Here is a 19,072-nt window from a genome sequence, read left to right as displayed (position 1 = left end):
AAATAGTCGTAAAAATAATTTTGGTATATAATGGTAGTTGGACGGCGAAAGGATTATATGGAGTTAATGCGAGTATAAGTGTAATAAAGAAAGTAGGGGGAATATAGTGAAGGAAAAAGCAAAAAGCATTGGTACAGTTTTTGGGTATTTGATGGTTTACTTAGGTATTCAATTGGGTATTAATTTTATTATTCAGGTAGTTGCACTTGTAAATGTAGCAATAGGTATGGAAGAAAGTGCCTATTATGAACTCATGAATAGTGGAGAAGTATTTAGCCAAATGATATTAGAAATGGTAAAACCCTATACATTTTATGTTGTTCTAATTTGTGACCTTATGGTGCTAGGAATCATATGGTTAGTGGCTAAATGCCGTAAGCAGAAGTTAAGAGATAAAATATGGATTAAAAAAATAAATACTAAGATTGTTGGACTAAGTGTGCTTATTGGGATAGGGGTATATGCTTTTAATATAGGAGTAGTAGAAATTTTAGGGAATATAGAGTTATTTAGGTTAAGTTATGCAGCCCTTCAAGATGTTTCAAGTATAATAAAAGAAATGCCTTTTGCGATAGGAATAATGATTGTAGGCATTATAGCACCTTTTATAGAAGAAGTTCTATTTAGAGGCATTATTTTTCAAGCTTTAAAAAAGAACTTTGATATAGCAATCGCAATTGTAGTTCAAGGATTAATTTTTGGTTTAGTTCATATGAATGGTATTCAAGTTGTATATGCTACACTAATAGGTATTGTGTGTGGCTATGTGGTATATCGTACAGGCTCTATATGGAGTGGTGTGATCATTCATATTGTAAATAATTGTATTTCGTGTTTATGTACCTATATGAATATGGGGGAGAATGGTGTTTTTTATTCTGTTATCCTAATACTTATGATATTAGGTGTAGGATGTATTGGTATAGGAATATATAGTATAAATAGGGTAGGAATTAAGAATAAAGTAGGAGTGGAAATGACTAAAACCCTTGAGTAATCAAGGGTTTTAATAGAAACTTAAACTAGCTTAAAAATTTCTTATAAAAAAATATATTTTAGCGTTGACAAGTGTCAATGGATGATGTAGAATAAATCTTGTCAGTGAGGCAAACATTCCTCGATAGCTCAGCGGCAGAGCATTCGGCTGTTAACCGAAGGGTCGTAGGTTCGAACCCTACTCGGGGAGCTTATATAGGGGCATAGTTCATCGGTAGAATAAGAGTCTCCAAAACTCCAGAGGAGGGTTCGATTCCTTCTGCCCCTGTTATGGCTGAGCTGACATTCCTTTTGGGGGCGTAGCTCAGCTGGGAGAGCACCTGCCTTGCACGCAGGGGGTCAAGGGTTCGAACCCCTTCGTCTCCACTATCCAAACAGGATAATAAAACGATTGGCCCAGTGGTACAGTTGGTTAGCACGCCGCCCTGTCACGGCGGAGGTCGAGGGTTCGAGTCCCTTCTGGGTCGTTTAATGTGGTCGCTTAGCTCAGCTGGGAGAGCACCTGCCTTACAAGCAGGGGGTCATAGGTTCGAGCCCTATAGCGACCATGTTTATTTAAAACATGATATGGCGGAATAGCTCAGTTGGCTAGAGCACATGGTTCATACCCATGGTGTCGGCGGTTCAAATCCGTCTTCCGCTACTTAGCAAAGCAGATACGATATATCGTATCTGCTTTTTTGTGCATAAAATTAGATTTAATAGCTACTTCTCATAAGTGAGTAAAATGGTTTATAATATAGTTAGAATATTTTATTATTATAATCTTAAGTATAAGGGGATTACTATGGGGACATTGCAACTTATTGAAAATTACTTTTGGAACAAAACATATCGAAAAAGCTTTAATGATTTAGCTCAGGCAACTTTCGGATTAGATTTTGAAGTATGGTATCAAAAGAGATATTTTAAAGGTAAATATAAAAGCTATGCTTATGCAATTGATGAAGAAATCATTGCAAATGTATCAGCAAATGAGATGTGCGTGGTTATTAATGGAGAAGAGAAGAAAGCTATTCAAATAGGTACAGTTATGACAAGGGAAGATTGTAGAGGAAATGGTTTAGCGGCAAGATTAATGGATCATGTGATTAAGGTATATGAGGATCAGTGTGATTTTATCTATTTATTTGCCAATAAGACAGTATTAGAATTTTATCCGAAGTTTGGATTTAAGCCTATTATGGAGATAAGTTATAGATTGAAAGCAGAAGATATAAGAAAGCAAGAAAGTATGATTATAGAGCTTCAATCAGGGACACACTTTACAGAGAGACTGATAGAGCGGTTAATTAATAATCGTACACCTATTTCAAATAAGTGGGGTATTGTACAAGATAATTGGCCTTTAGAGGTTTATTGTAAAGATGGATTTAAAGACAATTTATACTATATAAAAGATGAAGATATCATGATAATAGCTATAAGAGAGGCAAAGGTATTACATCTATATGATGTGCTTAGTAGTAAACCTTTTGTATTAGATGATTTATTAGAAAGGATAGTTATACAAGAGGATGAAGAAATTGAATTTCACTTCATACCAGAGCTTGTGAGATATATTCCAATAAGTACACGTATAAAGAGGGAAGATGATACGCTATTTATTAGGGGATTAACGTTAACAGAATCTCAAGATGTACTATTTCCTATGACGTCGCACACTTGATATAGTTTTAAAAACTACTTGAAATGATTAAAGAAATGATATATTATTGTAATTAATAGAATTTTAAATAATACGTAGTAAAAAGTGAGGGTAAAATGATGAATAAACAAAAAATTGCTTTATTAGTGGATACATGCATTGATGTACCTGCAGCACTTGTTGAACAATATAAGATGTATACAATCCCTCTTAAAATTATTTACAGCGATGGTGAATACTCAGATGGTGTAAATATTACAGCCGATGAAGTTTATAATAGACTGAAAGTAGAAATCCCTAAAACATCTTTACCAAGTAGCATAGAGGTTATGGAAAAGCTGGACCAAATCAAAACAGATGGTTATGAAAAAGTGCTTGCAGTAACGTTATCAAGTGGTCTTAGTGGGACACATAATTTAGTTACAATGCTTGCTAAAGAATATGATGGATTAGATATTAAAGTAATCGATACACTTAATATTGGGATTGCAGCGGGATTCAGTGCAATTCAAGCAGCTAAGTATATTGAAGAAGGTATGGAGTTTGAAGAATTAGTAGAAACGGTACAGAATAATGTACCTAAAATAAAAGTATTTTTCTGTGTAGATACACTTGAGTATCTTCAAAAAGGAGGACGCATTGGGTTAGTAGCTTCTCTTCTTGGAAATGCATTAAATTTAAAACCTATTATTTCTTGTAATCCAGAAGGCATTTACTATAATATTGCTAAAGTAAGAGGAAGAAAGAAATCGCTTGATAAAATAGTAGATTTAGCAAAAGAATTTGCAGCAGAAGGTAAGAAACTCAATGTAGCTGTTTGCCACGGTGGCGCACCAGAAGAAGCAGCAGGTGTAAGAAAGGCTTTAACAGAGGCACTTTCCAATATAGAAACTTATGTAGAAGGGCAGATTAGTCCAGCTTTAGGCGTACATACAGGACCAGGGCTTGTCGGTGTTGCCGTTCAAATTTTAGAGTAATAAATATAATAGAAGGGTGTCACCTAGGTGACACCCTTCTATTATATTGTAAGGAGAAGTGTAATGACTACTTGCCTATTTAATATAAGTGTTACTTACTAAAATATTTTGGAGAACTGTTGTTGGAATCTCAAACTCTTGAATACCCATGACCCCTGGTCCAACTTCGTATTTATCAAAGGAAATCATAAGTTTACCTTCAGTTGTAATGTAGAAGTTTTGATTCGCACTAATTTTATTAAAACCATCAATTGCATCAGGATCACCTTCTATCCAATAGATGAGACTATTATCTTGTGCCATACGTGTACGCATTTGTTCTTTAATATTTTCACTAATAAGCTCTATATAGCTAGAATCTTTAAAGAGACTAGGAAGTGTAATGAGTATTTCGTTTTGTTTATCGATAGTGTCATAGGTCATTGTAGTTGAAGAAGAAGCTGCAGTGTTTACTACATAACGGCCAATAGAAAGAATTTGTTCACTATCTGTTTTAATTTGATAGCCTGTATCTATACCCAGGTGTCCACCTTCAGGATAGGTTTTCATATGGGCAACATCTTTTTCAAATTGTTCAAAGAGCGCCTTATTTTCTTCAATATATTTATTATTAAGGGCCTCTTGTAATGCACCGTTATTTAAGCCTTCTACAATAGGTGTATTTAAAGTAGCTTCATAAGTATCTTCTTGGTATTTGATTTGATCAAATGTTATAACTTTTACTAATACACCTAAACCAGGGATTGTGCTGATGGTATCTGCAAAAGTAGGACTGATATTACATATGCCAACAAAACCAATAGTGAGTGCGGCTACTGATGTGAGTAGATTTCGACTCCATTTTCTCATTTTAATCACCCTTTCATTTGAGGCAGAGCCTCTTTGAATTGCTTTATATACAACTTGATCTAACTCTTCTGGAATTTCAATTTTTTCAAGATTTTCATGTATCATTTTCTTAATCATATGCATTCACCTTCTTTATACTTTTTCTAATAGAACTTTTAATTTTTTTAATGCTCGATATAAGGTTGATTTAACTGTACTAAGATTTTGATCCATAACCGTTGAGACTTCTTTGAGTTCAAATTGTTCAAAGTAACGGAGAAGGATAATTGTTTTTTCATTATAAGAAAGATGGTCTAGAGCATCTTCAAGTTCAAAAGACCTATAGGTATCTAAATAGGGTTCATCTAAAATTTCTAAAATGTCATCTTCCACATCTATGTAGCGTTGCTGCTTTTTGAGATGGGTTTTACAAGTATTAATAAGTATTTTAATAAACCAAGTATTTAGATAATGAGGTTCTCGTAATGTATGTTGATATTTGAGAGCTTTTAAAATAGTATCTTGAACGATATCTAGAGCATCGTCTTTATTTTTGACGTAGCTATATGCAATACGATAATGTTTCTCTTTATTAGAGAGAATGTAATTCACAATTTCTGTTTCCATAGTGTTACCTTCCAGCGCTGGATTTCTATTTGTTTGTTACATGGATTAGACCCTTATAGTGTAGCAAAAGTTTCAATAATTTATAGGAGATTTTAAATATGCTATAATGAACCTAAAAATAGTTTATACTACAGCGTATATAAGATAAAATTTGAAAGAAAAGAGGAAGAAACATGTTAAGAATCGGAATGGGATATGATGTACACAAATTAGTAGAAGAGCGTAAGTTGATTTTAGGAGGAGTAGAGATACCGCATACATTAGGGCTCCTTGGTCATTCTGATGCAGATGTACTTGTACATGCTATTATGGATGGGTTATTAGGAGCCATCGCCGGTGGAGATATTGGAAAACATTTTCCGGATACAGACCCAAAATATAAAGGAATATCAAGCATTAAATTATTAGAACATGTTAAGGGGCTTCTACATAAGGAAGGCGCAGTGATTCATAATATTGATGCGACAATTATTGCACAAAAACCTAAAATGGCACCACATATCATGACTATGAGAGAAAATATTGCATCAGCACTTCAAATTAATATAGACCAAATTAATGTAAAGGCTACAACGGAAGAAGGTTTAGGTTTTACAGGAACAGAACAAGGTATTGCCAGTCAAGCGATTGTCTTACTAGATAAATAATAGAATGTATAAGAAGAAACCTCTAAACTATACCCTTTAATATAAGGATTGGGTTTAGAGGTTTTAATTATTATGGAAAAAAGTTCATGTACAATCATGAAACTCTTTGCAACATTTAAATGTCTAATAAGATATAACTTATAGAGAGAGGATGAGACGCGAATATGAAATGTTTAAAAAGGCTAAGTTGTATGGTTCTGTTAGGAGGGCTACTTGTAGGATGTGCTAAACCTAATATACAAGAAGGACTTTTATATACAAATCTTAAAGATGAAGAAACCAAGCAACAAATAGAAAAACTTTTAATACAATCAAAAATAGACCAAGAAAATGTAAAAACTTATATGGAGTGGGTTAATGATTTTAATAGTCGAGTAGAAAATCCAGAGGCTTTGACTGAAGGGTATCAACCTATGAAGGAAGGTGTAGTTGATTATAATAATATTTTAGTGACAACAAAGCAAACAGAGGATGGAAGAGATTATTGGGAAACAAACTGTAGATTATCTGCTTATTTATTATATAAAGACTTTGTTAATACTCAAAAGCAAATAGAAGAAGATGCTTATCTAATGTTTGATTTAGATGCTATTGATACAATGGACCAATTTGCAATGTCTAAAGAGGAAAGAAAGGAATTTGTTACATTATTTAATCCTGTTCAGTTAGAAGAAGATAGTACTCTAGACATGCATGTTGCTAAAATTCAGGAAGCTTATATAGAAAGAGAACTTGTTTTTGATGATAAGAGTAATATTTCCTTAATTACATTATACTTACATGACCCATATGAAAATAAAAGATTAGTAGGACATGCTGCTGTACTTATTGATACAGGAAATGAATTAGTACTGATTGAAAAATATGGTCCACCAGCACCTTATCAAGTCACTATATGTAAAACAAGAGAAGAAGTAGTAGAATATTTACTTGCTAGACCTGATCTTTATGGAGATGGTAGTGAGTTGCCACCAATTGTAATGGAAAATAATCAAGTACTTACATCTTACTAGATATGAATTTAAGATAATTCTTATAGATGTCGATAGAATAGATAAATAGTATGGACAAAATATAGGAGTATTCAATTACAAAAGAAGAAAAAAGACAAGTTAGTTAAGTATATTTTGAGCATGCTAAATATAATTCTAATACACATATTTGAATAGAAAAATAAGCACATAAATCGTATCATCTAATATAATAAATAAAGATAGCAGTTGAAACTACGTGACTAATAGATTATAATAAGGAATAATGTGCAATTTTAGATGGAATAGAGAAATAAGCAATGAAAGAAAGAGTAATTTAATGGATTAGCCAAGAGAGACTCGCCATAGGCTGGAAGTGAGTTCTAAGAAATTGAATGAAGTGCATTCTGGAGCTATCTATGTGAATAAGAGTAGCATAGGTCGTAGAGGCCGCGTTAAGGCAATTAAGATAGAGCTTTTCTACATAGAAGAAGAGCTTTAATCAGAGTGGAACCGCGATAACTCGCCTCTGAAATAGAGGTGAGTTTTTTTATTGTATTTTTTGAGGAGGAATCATATGGGTTATATCAGAGAACAAATTCAAGTGATTAAAGAACGTGACCCCGCCATCAAAAGCACAGCAGAGGTTTTTTTATATCCAAGTTTTTATGCATTGCTATTTCATAAGGTAGGGCACTATTTATACAAAAAGAAATGGTACTTTTTAGCTAGATTGTTATCTCAGTTAGCAAGAGGTTTGACAGGAATAGAAATTCATCCAGGGGCAACCATTGGTAAAGGGCTTTTTATTGATCATGGTATGGGTGTTGTAATTGGCGAAACTTGTGAAATTGGAGATAATGTAACAATCTATCATGGTGTTACTCTAGGTGGGACTGGTAAGGACCATGGTAAGCGTCATCCAACCATTGGAAATAATGTGATGATTAGTACAGGGGCCAAAGTATTAGGACCTTTTAAAGTTGGGGATAATTCTCGTATAGCAGCAAATGCTGTTGTTTTGCAAGAAATTCCAGAGGATTGTACTGTAGTAGGGATTCCAGGTAAGATTGTAAGAATTGCGGGACAACGGGTAAATCCTTGTTCACAACTAGATCAAGTGAAGATGCCAGACCCAATTCAAATGGAAATGTGTAAAATGCGTCAAAATGTTGATGCTTTACAAGATAAAATACAAGTGTTAGAAGATACTATAGTAGAACTTCATAAACTCAAGGATGAAAAATGCAAAGAGGCTGCCCTAAAAACACACGAGTGTACCGAGCCAAATTGTCCAAACAAAGAAGCTTGTGAAACATATAGACAATAAATACACTAAGGAGAGGTAAATATGATTAAAATTTATAACACACTTACTAAACAAAAAGAAATCTTTAATCCAATAGAATCAGGAAAAGTGCGTATGTACGTGTGTGGTCCAACAGTATATAATTTAATCCATATAGGTAATGCAAGACCATATATCGTTTTTGATACAGTTAGAAGATATTTTGAAGCAGTAGGCTATGATGTGAATTTCATTCAGAACTTTACTGATGTAGATGATAAAATTATCAAAAAAGCAAATGAAGAAGGTCGTACAACAACAGAGTTAGTTGAAGAGTATATTGGTGAGACACTAAAAGATGCTAAAAATTTAAATGTTAAACCAGCAACACATCATCCACGTGTAACAGAAGAGATGGATGGGATCATTAAAATGATCGAAACACTTATTGAAAAAGGTTTTGCATATGAGGTAAATGGAAGTGTATACTTTGATACCACAGCTTTTGATGGATATGGAAAGCTTTCTAAAAAAGTGTTAGATGATTTAGAAGCAGGTGCAAGTGAACGTGTAACTCTAGGCGACGAAAAGAAAAACCATATGGACTTTGTACTTTGGAAACCTAAAAAAGATGGAGAACCTTATTGGGAGAGTCCATGGAGCGAGGGACGTCCAGGATGGCATATTGAGTGTTCTGCCATGTGCAAAAAGTTCTTAGGAGATACAATTGATATTCATGCAGGTGGAGAAGATCTTGTTTTCCCGCACCATGAAAATGAAGTTGCACAAAGTGAAGCAGCAAATGGAGCAACTTTTGCTAACTATTGGATGCATAATAGCTTCCTTAATATCGATAATCATAAAATGAGTAAATCTCTTGGGAATTTTAAAGTTTTAAGAGATGTAGGGGAAGCTTATGGCTATGATACAGTACGTTTCTTTATGCTAAGTGCACACTATAGAAGTCCCCTTAACTATAGCAATGAACTTATGGAAGCTGCTCAAAATGGCTTGACTCGTATAAAAAATTGTAAAGATAACTTAGAATTTGCTTTAAGTCACGCAAAAGAGGAAACACTAACAATAAAAGAACAAGAACTTTTAAAAGAACTGGCTACATTTGAAGAAAAATTCCATGCAGCAATGGAAGATGACTTTAATACAGCCGATGCAATCAGTATTATCTTTGAGCTTGTTAAATTTGCAAACACTTATGCAAAAGAAGGTGCAACACAAGCCTTTACACAAGCAGTATACGATGAGTTTATGAAACTCAATAACATCTTAGGCCTTCTTTATGAAGCAGAAGAACAAAAAGAACATGCTTTATCAGATGAAGACATTCAACAATATATTGAAGATCGTAAAGCAGCTAAAAAAGCAAGAGACTTTGCTGAGGCAGATCGTATTCGTGACTGGCTCAAAGAGCAAGGTGTGCTTATTGAAGATACTAGAGAAGGAGTACGTTTTAAACGTATATAAAGCACAAGAATATGAATACTAACATTAATGAAGTTTTGAATAGTGTCACAAAATTGAATGCGCATAAAGCAAATACCTATTCACCACTTGCCTTAGCTTATATAGGAGATGGTGTGTACGAACTTTTTGTTCGTACACATGTATTAGCGAAGGGGAATATGCCTGTTAATAAAATGCATAAAGCGTCAAGGGAACTTGTAAGAGCAGGTGCCCAAGCAAAGCTATATCATCTTGTAGAAGATAAACTTACAGAGGAAGAATTACAAGTCTTAAAGCGTGGACGTAACGCAAAAAGTATATCAGCGCCTAAAAATGCTGATATTACAGAGTATCGCCATGCTACAGGCTTAGAAGCGCTCATAGGTTATTTATATATTGAAGGTAAAATAGATCGTATACAAGAAATCATAGAATATGGGTTTCAATCCCTCTAAATGATACGAAGGAGAAAATTATGTCAAAAGGTACAGGAAAGTTTGTAAAAGGAGCACTTATCTTATCTGTTGCAGCACTCATTGCAAAAGTATTAAGTGCCTTTTTCAGAATACCACTCGGTTCACTTATTGGAAACGTAGGAATGGGTTACTATGGTTATGGATATCCAATTTATACATTCCTAACATCTATTGCTATTGTGGCTATTCCAGCGACGCTTTCAAAGCTAGTTGCCGAGAAAAGAGTAATGGGACAATATAAAGAAGCACATTTAATCTTTAAACATACTATGAGTTTTATGATTATTTTAGGGCTTACTTTATCTGCATTATTCTTCTTAGGAGCACCTCTTTTAATTGGTGCTTTTAAATGGGAAGAACAAACAATTTATTCATTATGGGGCTTAGCATTAAGTCCGATCTTTGTTTGTATTATGGGTGTATATCGTGGATATTTCCAAGGTATGCAAAATATGGCTCCAACAGCTATTTCACAAGTATTAGAAAACTTTGGTCGTGTAGTTGCAGGACTTGGGCTTGCGTATTTCTTCATGCCAAATGTGGGGTATGCAGCAGGTGGTGCGTCATTTGGTTCAGTTGTAGGTGGCGTATGTGGTGCACTTGTTTTAGCACTCTTCTATCTAAAACATAAAAAAGCCATTTATGAAGAAATGGATACACAAAAACAAGCGGCAGTTTCAACAACTTTTAAAAGTGTAGCAAAAGTTGTACTTGTACTTGCTATTCCAATTTCTATTGGTGCAGCAGTTAACTCTGTAATGAATTTCTTAGATTCTGCAATTGTAACAGCAAGACTTGTAAGTGGAGGAATGGACCAGACTATTGCAGCTGATTTATTTGGACAGCTTACAAATACATTAACTCTTGTTAATTTACCACTTGCCTTTGGTATGGCATTAGTAACAAGTGTAGTTCCAGCTATTGCAGAAGCGGTGGCAAGAAAAGATCATAAAGAAATGCAAGATAAAATGGAACTTGGATCAAGATTCGGTTTACTTATTTCTTTACCAGCAGCTATAGGTTTAGCGGTCCTTGCAGAACCAGTAATGGGATTCTTATTCCCTGAATCTATTCAAGGTGGTCCAATCTTACGTCTTTCAGCTTTTAGCATCCCATTTATTATGCTAGGGCAAGCAATGACAGGTGTATTACAAGGGCTTGGGAAGGTATGGATTCCTGTACAAGCCTTAGGTGTAGCAGCAGTTGTAAAAGCAGTTCTTAATATTGTTTTAGTAGGAAGTTTAGGTATATTAGGTGCACCACTTTCTTCAATTGCAGGCTATGCAACATTTACACTTTATAACTTTTTAGCGGTTAAGAAATTGACTGGATTTAAATTAAATACAATGTTAGTTATTGTAAAACCACTTATAGCAGCAGCTGTAATGGGTATTGCAGCATACTTTAGTTATGCATTACTTGGCAATATTTTAGATGCCACATCAAAAATTCAAAATGCTATTATGACATTAGGTGCGGTAGGTGTAGGTGCAATTATTTATGTAATTGTTATCTTCCTTATAGGCGGAATTTCAAAACAAGACTTACAAGAACTCAAAAAGAAAAAGGAGAATTAAATAGAATGAATTTAGACCAAAATCAAACAGACAGAACGAATGAAGCTCCAAGAGAAAATAAAAAGCCTTATTACAAAAAAACTAATAAGCCACAAGGTAATAATCCAAAACCAAATAGAAAACCAAACGATGCACCACAAGGCAATAATCCAAAACCAAATAGAAAACCAAATGATGCACCACAAGGCAATAATCCAAAACCAAATAGAAAACCAAGTGATGCCCCACAAGGTACTAACCCAAAACCAAATAGAAAACCAAATGATGCACTACAAGGTAATAATCCAAAGCCAAATAGAAAACCAAGTGATGCACCACAAGGTACTGACCCAAAACCAAATAGAAAACCAAGTGATGCGCCACAAGGTAAAAAACCTTATAATAAAAAATTTACAAATCGTAAACCTATGCCAGTAGAAGGCGAACAATTTGAAACATCAGTAGATGAAAATATCTTATTTGGTAGAAACTCTGTGATTGAAGTACTTAAATCAGGTCGTGATATTGAGAAAATCCTTATCCAAAGTGGTCAAGTTGAAGGTTCAATCAAAAAGATTATTGGTGATGCTAAAGCACGTGGCATTGTGATTCAAGAAGTTGAAAAATCAAGACTTGATGAATTATCAAATGGTGAAAGACATCAAGGTGTTGTAGCTTATGCAAGTGCGCATAAATATGTTGAAATTGATGAAATCTTAAATGATGCAAAGGCAAAAGGTGAAGATCCATTTATTTTAATCTTAGAAAATATTCAAGACCCACATAATTTAGGTGCTATTATTCGTTCAGCACATAATGCAGGTGTACACGGTATTATTATTTCAAAACGTCGTGCAGTAGGTCTTACATCTACAGTATCTAAAGCATCAGCAGGTGCTATCGAATATACAAAAGTAGCAAAAGTAGCAAATATTGCTCAGACAATTGAAGATCTTAAAGCAAAAGGTATCTGGGTTGCATGTGCAGATATGGATGGAGAAATTATCTATACAGATAACTTAAGAGGGCCTATCGGTATTGTTATTGGTAGCGAAGGTGAAGGTGTTTCTAGAAATGTTAAAAATAAATGTGACTTTGTTGTACGTATTCCAATGTATGGAAAAGTAACATCACTTAATGCTTCAGTTGCAGCTAGTATTTTAGCTTATGAAGTTGTTAGACAACGTCATTTCTAAGCCAAATAGAATAAATATATATAGACCCAATAGCGTGTTATTCAGTTATCAGGATAGATAGCTAGGTGATCAATCAGTATACAGCAGAATAATGCGTAGGGGAGATAGACTAAGGAGGATTTACTCGTGAAAACAGCCGAAGTTTTAACGGATGAAGAACTCATTGCAGCCTATCAAAGAGGGGATAGGGGATGCATAGAAATACTTGTACAGCGTTACAAAACATTTGTAAGGAAGAAGATTAAGTCCAATTACTTTGTAGGTGCAGATGTTGAAGATCTTATCCAAGAAGGTATGATTGGCTTGTTTAAAGCAATATGCGACTATAATCCAGACAAGGATGCAAGCTTTAAATCTTTTGCGACCTTATGTATTACAAGACAGATTAGTACAGCCTTCAAAACTGCTACAAGGCAAAAGCATATGCCACTAAATACAAGTATTTCTCTTAATTTACCTGTTGCTGGTGAGGATGATGATGGTATTACTTTAATGGATATACTTAAGGATAATATTAGTCATAATCCTGAAGACATGATGATTCACGAAGAAGATTTGAAACGTCTTAGAAGGTATATGAAAGAAAGTCTCAGTGATTTTGAATGGGAGGTACTGAATGCACACACACAGGGGCAGAATTATCATGAGATAGCAGAACGTATGGGTAAATCTGTTAAATCTATTGATAATGCCTTACAACGTATTAAAAGAAAATTAAGTGAAAATTTTAATTAAAAGAGTTTGCTTTTGCAAACTCTTTTTTGTATACTTTAATTATAGGTTAAAATTATAACATAGTTTGTAGATTTTAAATGATTCAGAATGTAGTAAAAGGGAAGAACTACAAATTGTAAAAAGGGGGCAATAATATGGGAATAGGATTAATTGTTTTAATTGTAGTAGCAACTATGATAGTGCTTATTTGCTTAATGTGGAGAAAAGTAAAGGCTGATAAGGCTATGGTTATTACAGGTTTTAAACAAAGGGTATTAAGCGGAAAAGGTGGTTTAGTTATACCTTTCTTCGAAACGAGCTGTACCATTTCATTAGAAGCTATTTCAATGACAACAGATGTAGCAGAAGCACCATCTAAACAAGGGATTTTTGTAGATATTGTTGGGACAGCTGTAGTTAAAGTACGTAATGAAAAAGAAGCTATTATAAAAGCGGTAGAACGTTTTTGTACAGGTAAAGTTAATGATACTGTAGGAAATATCCAAAATATTGTAGAGAAAATTTTAGAAGGTAAGTTAAGAGGCATTGTTTCTACACTAACAGTAGAACAGATTAATGAAGATAGAGCTTCATTTGAACAAAGTATTGAGGATAATATAAGAGAAGAATTAAATTCTATGGGATTAGAACTTATTTCTTATTCAATCCTCAAAATTTCTACACAAGGTGGTTACCTAGAAAATAGAGCAAAACCACAAATTGCTCAGGCACAAGCAGATGCAGATATTGCTGAAGCAGAAAGAAAAAGAGATACGGAAATTAGAACAGCAGAATCTGTGCGAGAGGGACAAAAAGCAAAACTTGCAGCAGATACAGAAATTGCTGAATTTGAGAGAAATAAAAGGCTTAGAACAGAGGCTTATCGTGCAGAACAAGATAAAGCAAAAGCTGATGCTGACGTTGCTTACTCCTTAAAAGAAATTGAAAATAAATCATTGGTAGAACAACAAAAAGCTAAATTAGCAGAAGAAGAAGCAAAGCGTGTCGAAAAAGAACTTGTTGCTACAGTGGATAAACCAGCTGAAGCTGAAAAACGTAAAAAGATTATTGAGGCACAAGCAGCTAAAGAGAAAGCTATTCAAGAAGCACAAGCACAAGCAGAAGCAATCAAAATTAAAGCAGAAGCTGAGGCAGATGCAAAACGTCTTATTGCACAGGCAGAAGCGGATGCAATTAAAGTAGCCGGAGAGGCAGAAGCTGAAATTATTAAAGCTAAAGGTATTGCTGATGCAGAAGCAAAAGAAAGATTGGCAGAAGCAATGGCTAAGTATGGAGAAGCTGCAGTTGTACAAATGTTAGTTGAAAAATTACCACAAATTATGAGTGAAGTAGCGAAACCAATGGAACAAATTGATAAAGTGACAATCATTGACAATGGTGGTAGTGAAGGAACTTCTAAAGTTGCAAAATGGGTAACTGATATTACAGGGAGTGGATTTGAGACATTAAATGCAATGACTGGTATCAATATCCCAGAACTTATAGCTAACTTTACGAATAAAAAAGATGATAAAGTAGACTATGAGACAGTTATAGAAACGATTAAAGAAGCAGTTAAAGAAGTAGCTACAGACGAAAGTAAAGAAGAATAAATGTTTTAAACGATGTAGAAGTCCTATTGACTAGAGTATAAGCTCTAGTTATATAGGACTTTTTTATTTCTAAATAGATATCAAAAGATAAAGTTTTCCAGGGAAATATAATTGGGAAAAAGATGAATGAAATAACTTAGATAAAAAGTTAACATAAAGAAATATAAAAAAAGTGTTGCAAAGTTTTTATAAAAGGAGTATTATGAATGTCGGTTCAGAAAAGAGAGAAAAGACAGCACGTAGACAGAAAAGAGGGACTAGCGATGAATATGACACAAATAATGGCGCTTATTATTTTCTTAGTAGTTATGGCGCTTATTATGACAGAAAAAATAGATAGAACAGTGGCGGCTATAGGTGGTGCCATGTTGATGGTTCTTTTCAAGGTAATTCCATCAGATAAAGTAGTAGGCTATATAGATTTTAATACAATAGGTGTATTAATAGGTATGATGCTCTTTGTAGGGGTTATTAAGAATTCAGGACTTTTTGAGTACTTAGCAATTTTTACAGCTAAGAAAGCAAAAGGTGATGCATGGAAAATTCTTATAAGCTTTGCAGTGATTACCGCAGTACTATCAGGATTACTTGATAATGTAACAACTGTACTTTTAATTGGGCCTATGACACTAATCATTACTCAAATTTTACAGCTTAATCCAATACCATTTTTAATTACTGAGATTTTAGCTTCTAATATAGGGGGAACAGCAACACTTATTGGAGACCCACCTAACATTATGATTGGTAGTGCAGCAGGACTTGGTTTTAATGATTTCATTATGAATGTAGCACCAGCAGCTTTTGTTGTACTCATTGTGACAGTAGCAATTCTTTATTTTGTATATTGCAAAAAACTTTGTGTAGAAGAACAATTTAAAAAAGAAGTAATGGAACTTGATGAGAAAAAAGCTATTAAAGATAAAGCATTGCTTATTAAAAGCTTAGTAGGTATGGCTTTGGTTTTAATTGGTTTTATTACTCATGATCAACTTGGTGTAAGTTCAGCCATTGTAGCTTTATCAGGAGCGGCATTAATGCTTCTTATAGGTAAACAAGATGTAGAAGAAGTTATATGCCATATTGAGTGGCCAACCATTATTTTCTTTGCAGGTCTATTCGTTTTAGTAGGTGGACTTGAAGAAGTTGGATTAATTCACGCATTGGCAAATTCACTTATTAGTATTACAGCAGGTAAACCAGTAATGATGATGATTTTACTATTATGGTTATCAGCTATAGTTTCATCATTCCTTGATAACATACCTTTTGTTGCAACACTTATTCCACTTATTTTAACAATGGGACAACAAGGTGTAGATATTACACCATTATGGTGGGCAGTTTCATTAGGTGCATGTTTTGGTGGTAATGGAACACTTATAGGTGCATCAGCCAATGTTGTACTTGCTAATATAGGTAAGAAAAATGGTCATCCTATTGGCTTCGGTCAATATATGAAAGTTGGATTTCCACTTATGATTCTATCTGTAGTGATTTCAACTATATATTTACTTATAAGATTTGCATAATGCAGAGGGGGTATTAAATATGAATGTAACAGCGGCTAATGGTAATATGATAGAGACACGCTTAAGATTACTGGGGGCAACTAAAATTGAAAAAGTAAGTGGTGTTTTATATTTTGTAAAGTTTGAGTTAGATAATCATTTAGAGGTTTCTTATGCTTATAACGTGAATGCAAAAGATAAATACTTCTTACAACGTATAAAACCTTATCCAATACCAGAGGGACTTTTCTCTGATGAGGAACAAGTTGTAGAATTTATTAGACGTGATATAGAGAAGTTTAAGAATGCACAACGTAGTACAAATTTTATGAATTTCGTAGAACTTGTAAGAATCATGAATGGTGTTTCTAGAGATATGGAAAGCCTTTTCTTAAATTATAATGTAGATAAAGTAGACCTAGAAAGATTAATTAGTGAATTTACAGAAGTTCAAAAAACCATTAAAGAAAGTAAAGAACATAGTACACATGTTGTATTAACTAATGTAGAAATACAAGAGTAAGAATAAGCTATTAATTTAAGTAAACATCAAAGATAATAAAAATCCTAGGACATAAGGTTTTAAATTTAGGTCCTAGGATTTTTATTATGAGAATTTAAAGTTTATAATATGTATCTAGCTAGCAACTTCATGATGAGATGAGACCGAAAGAAAACTATTGCTGGATAAAACATACTCTACGAAGCGTAGATTGCGAAGAGATGATAAACATCATACAATGTGAGAGAGGTGATTGAGATGGATAGTATCAAAACAGGACAACTAATAATGAAACGTAGAAAAGAAAAGCAAATGACTCAGTTGGAACTGGCAAATAAGCTTAATGTAAGTGATAAAACCATTTCTAAATGGGAACGTGGACAAGGATGTCCTGATATTGCATATATTAAAGATTTAGCCAGTATTCTTGAGGTGAATGTAACAGAGATACTATCTGGAGAAATAATAGAAAACACCAATATGGGAGGCAATATGAAACGTATAAAATTTTATGCATGTCCGACTTGTGGCAATGTCATAACAAGTACGAACGAAGTACTTATTAATTGCTGTGGGCAAAGATTAGAACCTTTACAAGCAGCAAAAGAAAGTGATGAGGCACATACACCAGAAATAGAAATGATAGAAGATGACTTATATGTAACTTTTAAACATGAGATGACAAAAGAGCATTACCTTTCTTTTGTAGCCTATGTAACTTATGATAAAGTACTTCTTATGAAACTTTATCCTGAACAAAATCCAGAGGTAAGGTTCTTTAAAAAAGGAAGAGGTACTTTATATACTTACTGTAGCCAACATGGTTTATGGCAAAAGCAAATTTAAAAGCAATATCAAAATAAAAGGATAAAATCATAGGTAAAAGAAAATACTATTAAAAAAGTGTTTATGGAGGTCTATGATGGAATTACAACAAAGTACCACTAAAATCAATTTAATGCGTGCTTTTGCAGGAGAATCACAAGCACGTAATCGTTATATTTTTGCAGCACTACAAGCACACAAAGCACAATTACATGTTGTTAAGGCACTCTTTGAGTATACAGCAGACCAAGAACTTGCCCATGCAAAGGTATTTATGGATCATTTAAAAGATTTTGCTGGAGAAAATATTACAATTGATGGGGCTTATCCAGTTGACCCAACAGCAAGTATGATCGAAATCTTACGTGCATCTGCACATAATGAACAAGAAGAACACAGTAATGTGTATCCAGAGTTTGCACGTATTGCAACAGAAGAAGGATTTCCAAAAGTAGCAGCATCTTTTACTCAGATTGCAGCTATAGAAAATATTCATGGAAGCAGATTCTTAAAATTTGCAGATTGGATGGAACAAGGCAAACTCTTTAAAGAAGATCAAGAAGTTGAATGGATGTGCCTTAACTGTGGACATATTCATAAAGGATTTACAGCACCAGCAAAATGTCCAGTATGTGATCATCCACAAGGCTACTTTGTAAGATATGAAATGTCACCTTATTGCATTTTAGGTGTGAAATAAATTTAAATAAAAGGGCGCTTCTATAGAAGTGCCCTTTTATAATGAATAGAATAAATATTTGGTTAAGTGTGAAGCATGTAGGCAAGCTTATTGTATTCCAACTTCTAGTCCTCGACTTTTAAGACAGGCTAAGTTCATTCCATCAAACTAACGGTCAAAACTCAGAAAAGAAGTTCACTTTTCTTCAAACATTTTCCTAAAACCAGTTTGATTCCATTCGCTAAACCTCTCTAAAAAGCCTGCGGAAAAGTTTCCATACAATAACTTACCTTACAGCCCATCACATCATAGACGCTTCCGGTAAAGCGGTTGCTAAACTACATGATCTATTTTCTAAACATCCTTCATATGGAAAGTGCCTAATTATTCCTAAGTTTAGATAAAGAGTAAACTACGAAGGAGTATTATCAAGCACTTGGAAGTATTCTCTCTAATGAAGATATGTTTGCTCTTTTTTGTTCCACGCGTTGTGTCACTGGAAGTGAAAACTTACTTCTCTGAGTAGAAAAGGGCGGTGATGCGTGGGTGACATCCAT

At 34.0% G+C, this 19,072-nt stretch carries 18 protein-coding genes, 6 tRNA genes and 1 other annotated feature; of the genes, 22 read left to right on the top strand and 2 right to left on the bottom strand.

Translation table 11 applies throughout. The annotated features are described in order from the left end of the window. Positions 1-106 precede the first annotated feature (106 nt). The 9 genes from PBV87_RS22930 (at position 107) to PBV87_RS14555 (ending at position 3,621) form a co-directional block, all read left to right on the top strand. Positions 107-997, top strand: coding sequence for a CPBP family intramembrane glutamic endopeptidase (locus PBV87_RS22930; protein ID WP_271012738.1), 891 nt, complete (start codon positions 107-109; stop codon positions 995-997). 117 nt (positions 998-1,114) lie between these two features. Beyond that, positions 1,115-1,186 (top strand) — tRNA-Asn (locus PBV87_RS14590). Positions 1,187-1,193: 7 nt separating this feature from the next. Continuing rightward, positions 1,194-1,264 (top strand) — tRNA-Trp (locus PBV87_RS14585). Positions 1,265-1,289: 25 nt separating this feature from the next. Then, positions 1,290-1,362, top strand: a tRNA-Ala gene (locus tag PBV87_RS14580). 27 nt (positions 1,363-1,389) lie between these two features. Continuing rightward, a tRNA-Asp gene (locus PBV87_RS14575) sits at positions 1,390-1,463 on the top strand. 8 nt (positions 1,464-1,471) lie between these two features. Then, positions 1,472-1,544, top strand: a tRNA-Val gene (locus PBV87_RS14570). 21 nt (positions 1,545-1,565) lie between these two features. Then, a tRNA-Met gene (locus PBV87_RS14565) sits at positions 1,566-1,639 on the top strand. A gap of 144 nt (positions 1,640-1,783) precedes the next feature. Next, complete coding sequence (locus tag PBV87_RS14560; RefSeq protein WP_271012737.1) at positions 1,784-2,665, top strand: GNAT family N-acetyltransferase; 882 nt, start codon at positions 1,784-1,786, stop codon at positions 2,663-2,665. A 98-nt stretch (positions 2,666-2,763) separates the two neighbouring features. Beyond that, positions 2,764-3,621 (top strand): DegV family protein, encoded by an 858-nt coding sequence (locus tag PBV87_RS14555; RefSeq protein WP_053985759.1) that lies wholly within the window; start codon positions 2,764-2,766, stop codon positions 3,619-3,621. A 75-nt stretch (positions 3,622-3,696) separates the two neighbouring features. Here the strand turns inward: PBV87_RS14555 and rsiV are convergent, their stop codons facing one another. Together rsiV and PBV87_RS14545 are read right to left on the bottom strand one after the other, a co-directional pair. Next, on the bottom strand, positions 3,697-4,587 hold the full coding sequence (gene rsiV, locus PBV87_RS14550) for an anti-sigma-V factor RsiV (protein ID WP_330680442.1): 891 nt from the start codon (positions 4,585-4,587) through the stop codon (positions 3,697-3,699). A 15-nt stretch (positions 4,588-4,602) separates the two neighbouring features. Further along, the gene (locus tag PBV87_RS14545) at positions 4,603-5,076 is read right to left on the bottom strand and encodes a sigma-70 family RNA polymerase sigma factor (protein WP_271012736.1); all 474 of its coding nucleotides are present in this window, start codon (positions 5,074-5,076) and stop codon (positions 4,603-4,605) included. 173 nt (positions 5,077-5,249) lie between these two features. Here PBV87_RS14545 and ispF point away from each other — a divergent pair, with 173 nt between their 5' ends. From ispF to rbr, 13 genes are all read left to right on the top strand, one after another. After that, positions 5,250-5,723 carry a 2-C-methyl-D-erythritol 2,4-cyclodiphosphate synthase gene (gene ispF / locus PBV87_RS14540; RefSeq protein WP_271012735.1) on the top strand — a complete coding sequence of 158 codons (474 nt, stop codon included), beginning with the start codon at positions 5,250-5,252 and terminating at the stop codon, positions 5,721-5,723. Positions 5,724-5,914: 191 nt separating this feature from the next. Next, positions 5,915-6,736 (top strand): DUF4300 family protein, encoded by an 822-nt coding sequence (locus PBV87_RS14535; RefSeq protein WP_271012734.1) that lies wholly within the window; start codon positions 5,915-5,917, stop codon positions 6,734-6,736. Positions 6,737-7,005: 269 nt separating this feature from the next. Next, positions 7,006-7,228 (top strand) — a binding site (T-box leader). 43 nt (positions 7,229-7,271) lie between these two features. Continuing rightward, the gene (gene epsC, locus PBV87_RS14530; protein ID WP_271012733.1) at positions 7,272-8,024 is read left to right on the top strand and encodes a serine O-acetyltransferase EpsC; all 753 of its coding nucleotides are present in this window, start codon (positions 7,272-7,274) and stop codon (positions 8,022-8,024) included. A gap of 24 nt (positions 8,025-8,048) precedes the next feature. Next, entirely contained in the window at positions 8,049-9,464 is a 1,416-nt protein-coding gene (gene cysS / locus PBV87_RS14525) for a cysteine--tRNA ligase (protein WP_271012757.1), read from the top strand. A gap of 11 nt (positions 9,465-9,475) precedes the next feature. Then, a complete protein-coding gene (locus PBV87_RS14520; RefSeq protein ID WP_271012732.1) occupies positions 9,476-9,898 on the top strand; it encodes a Mini-ribonuclease 3 in 423 nt (140 codons plus the stop codon). Between the two features lie 20 nt (positions 9,899-9,918). Beyond that, the gene (locus PBV87_RS14515) at positions 9,919-11,496 is read left to right on the top strand and encodes a putative polysaccharide biosynthesis protein (protein ID WP_271012731.1); all 1,578 of its coding nucleotides are present in this window, start codon (positions 9,919-9,921) and stop codon (positions 11,494-11,496) included. Positions 11,497-11,903: 407 nt separating this feature from the next. Beyond that, complete coding sequence (gene rlmB, locus PBV87_RS14510) at positions 11,904-12,671, top strand: 23S rRNA (guanosine(2251)-2'-O)-methyltransferase RlmB (protein WP_053986366.1); 768 nt, start codon at positions 11,904-11,906, stop codon at positions 12,669-12,671. Positions 12,672-12,797: 126 nt separating this feature from the next. Continuing rightward, positions 12,798-13,406, top strand: a complete 609-nt coding sequence (sigH, locus tag PBV87_RS14505) for an RNA polymerase sporulation sigma factor SigH (protein WP_053985753.1) — start codon at positions 12,798-12,800, stop codon at positions 13,404-13,406. A gap of 134 nt (positions 13,407-13,540) precedes the next feature. Beyond that, positions 13,541-14,998: a flotillin family protein gene (locus PBV87_RS14500; protein WP_053985752.1), complete on the top strand. Its 1,458-nt coding sequence runs from the start codon at positions 13,541-13,543 to the stop codon at positions 14,996-14,998. A 206-nt stretch (positions 14,999-15,204) separates the two neighbouring features. Further along, positions 15,205-16,530, top strand: coding sequence for an ArsB/NhaD family transporter (locus tag PBV87_RS14495; RefSeq protein ID WP_330680440.1), 1,326 nt, complete (start codon positions 15,205-15,207; stop codon positions 16,528-16,530). Positions 16,531-16,549: 19 nt separating this feature from the next. Further along, positions 16,550-17,032 carry a hypothetical protein gene (locus tag PBV87_RS14490; protein ID WP_053985751.1) on the top strand — a complete coding sequence of 161 codons (483 nt, stop codon included), beginning with the start codon at positions 16,550-16,552 and terminating at the stop codon, positions 17,030-17,032. Positions 17,033-17,269: 237 nt separating this feature from the next. After that, entirely contained in the window at positions 17,270-17,857 is a 588-nt protein-coding gene (locus PBV87_RS14485; protein ID WP_053985750.1) for a helix-turn-helix domain-containing protein, read from the top strand. A 76-nt stretch (positions 17,858-17,933) separates the two neighbouring features. Beyond that, positions 17,934-18,536, top strand: coding sequence for a rubrerythrin (gene rbr, locus PBV87_RS14480; protein ID WP_330680439.1), 603 nt, complete (start codon positions 17,934-17,936; stop codon positions 18,534-18,536). The last annotated feature ends 536 nt before the right edge of the window (positions 18,537-19,072 follow it).

The sequence above is a fragment of the Holtiella tumoricola genome (assembly GCF_027857615.1).
Lineage (GTDB): Bacteria > Bacillota > Clostridia > Lachnospirales > Cellulosilyticaceae > Holtiella > Holtiella tumoricola.
Note: the sequence above shows the minus strand (reverse complement) of the source record. Positions and strands in the feature narration are given on the sequence as shown.

Excerpts from the sequence above, each read along its gene's own strand:
- rbr (WP_330680439.1), top strand. The coding sequence starts at position 17,934 with ATGGAATTACAACAAAGTACCACTAAAATCAATTTAATGCGTGCTTTT.
- rsiV (WP_330680442.1), bottom strand. The coding sequence starts at position 4,587 with ATGATTAAGAAAATGATACATGAAAATCTTGAAAAAATTGAAATTCCA.
- rlmB (WP_053986366.1), top strand. The coding sequence starts at position 11,904 with ATGCCAGTAGAAGGCGAACAATTTGAAACATCAGTAGATGAAAATATC.
- PBV87_RS14545 (WP_271012736.1), bottom strand. The coding sequence starts at position 5,076 with ATGGAAACAGAAATTGTGAATTACATTCTCTCTAATAAAGAGAAACAT.
- PBV87_RS14515 (WP_271012731.1), top strand. The coding sequence starts at position 9,919 with ATGTCAAAAGGTACAGGAAAGTTTGTAAAAGGAGCACTTATCTTATCT.
- epsC (WP_271012733.1), top strand. The coding sequence starts at position 7,272 with ATGGGTTATATCAGAGAACAAATTCAAGTGATTAAAGAACGTGACCCC.
- PBV87_RS14495 (WP_330680440.1), top strand. The coding sequence starts at position 15,205 with ATGTCGGTTCAGAAAAGAGAGAAAAGACAGCACGTAGACAGAAAAGAG.
- PBV87_RS14485 (WP_053985750.1), top strand. The coding sequence starts at position 17,270 with ATGGATAGTATCAAAACAGGACAACTAATAATGAAACGTAGAAAAGAA.
- PBV87_RS14500 (WP_053985752.1), top strand. The coding sequence starts at position 13,541 with ATGGGAATAGGATTAATTGTTTTAATTGTAGTAGCAACTATGATAGTG.
- ispF (WP_271012735.1), top strand. The coding sequence starts at position 5,250 with ATGTTAAGAATCGGAATGGGATATGATGTACACAAATTAGTAGAAGAG.
- PBV87_RS14560 (WP_271012737.1), top strand. The coding sequence starts at position 1,784 with ATGGGGACATTGCAACTTATTGAAAATTACTTTTGGAACAAAACATAT.
- PBV87_RS14520 (WP_271012732.1), top strand. The coding sequence starts at position 9,476 with ATGAATACTAACATTAATGAAGTTTTGAATAGTGTCACAAAATTGAAT.
- PBV87_RS14490 (WP_053985751.1), top strand. The coding sequence starts at position 16,550 with ATGAATGTAACAGCGGCTAATGGTAATATGATAGAGACACGCTTAAGA.
- PBV87_RS14535 (WP_271012734.1), top strand. The coding sequence starts at position 5,915 with ATGGTTCTGTTAGGAGGGCTACTTGTAGGATGTGCTAAACCTAATATA.
- PBV87_RS14555 (WP_053985759.1), top strand. The coding sequence starts at position 2,764 with ATGAATAAACAAAAAATTGCTTTATTAGTGGATACATGCATTGATGTA.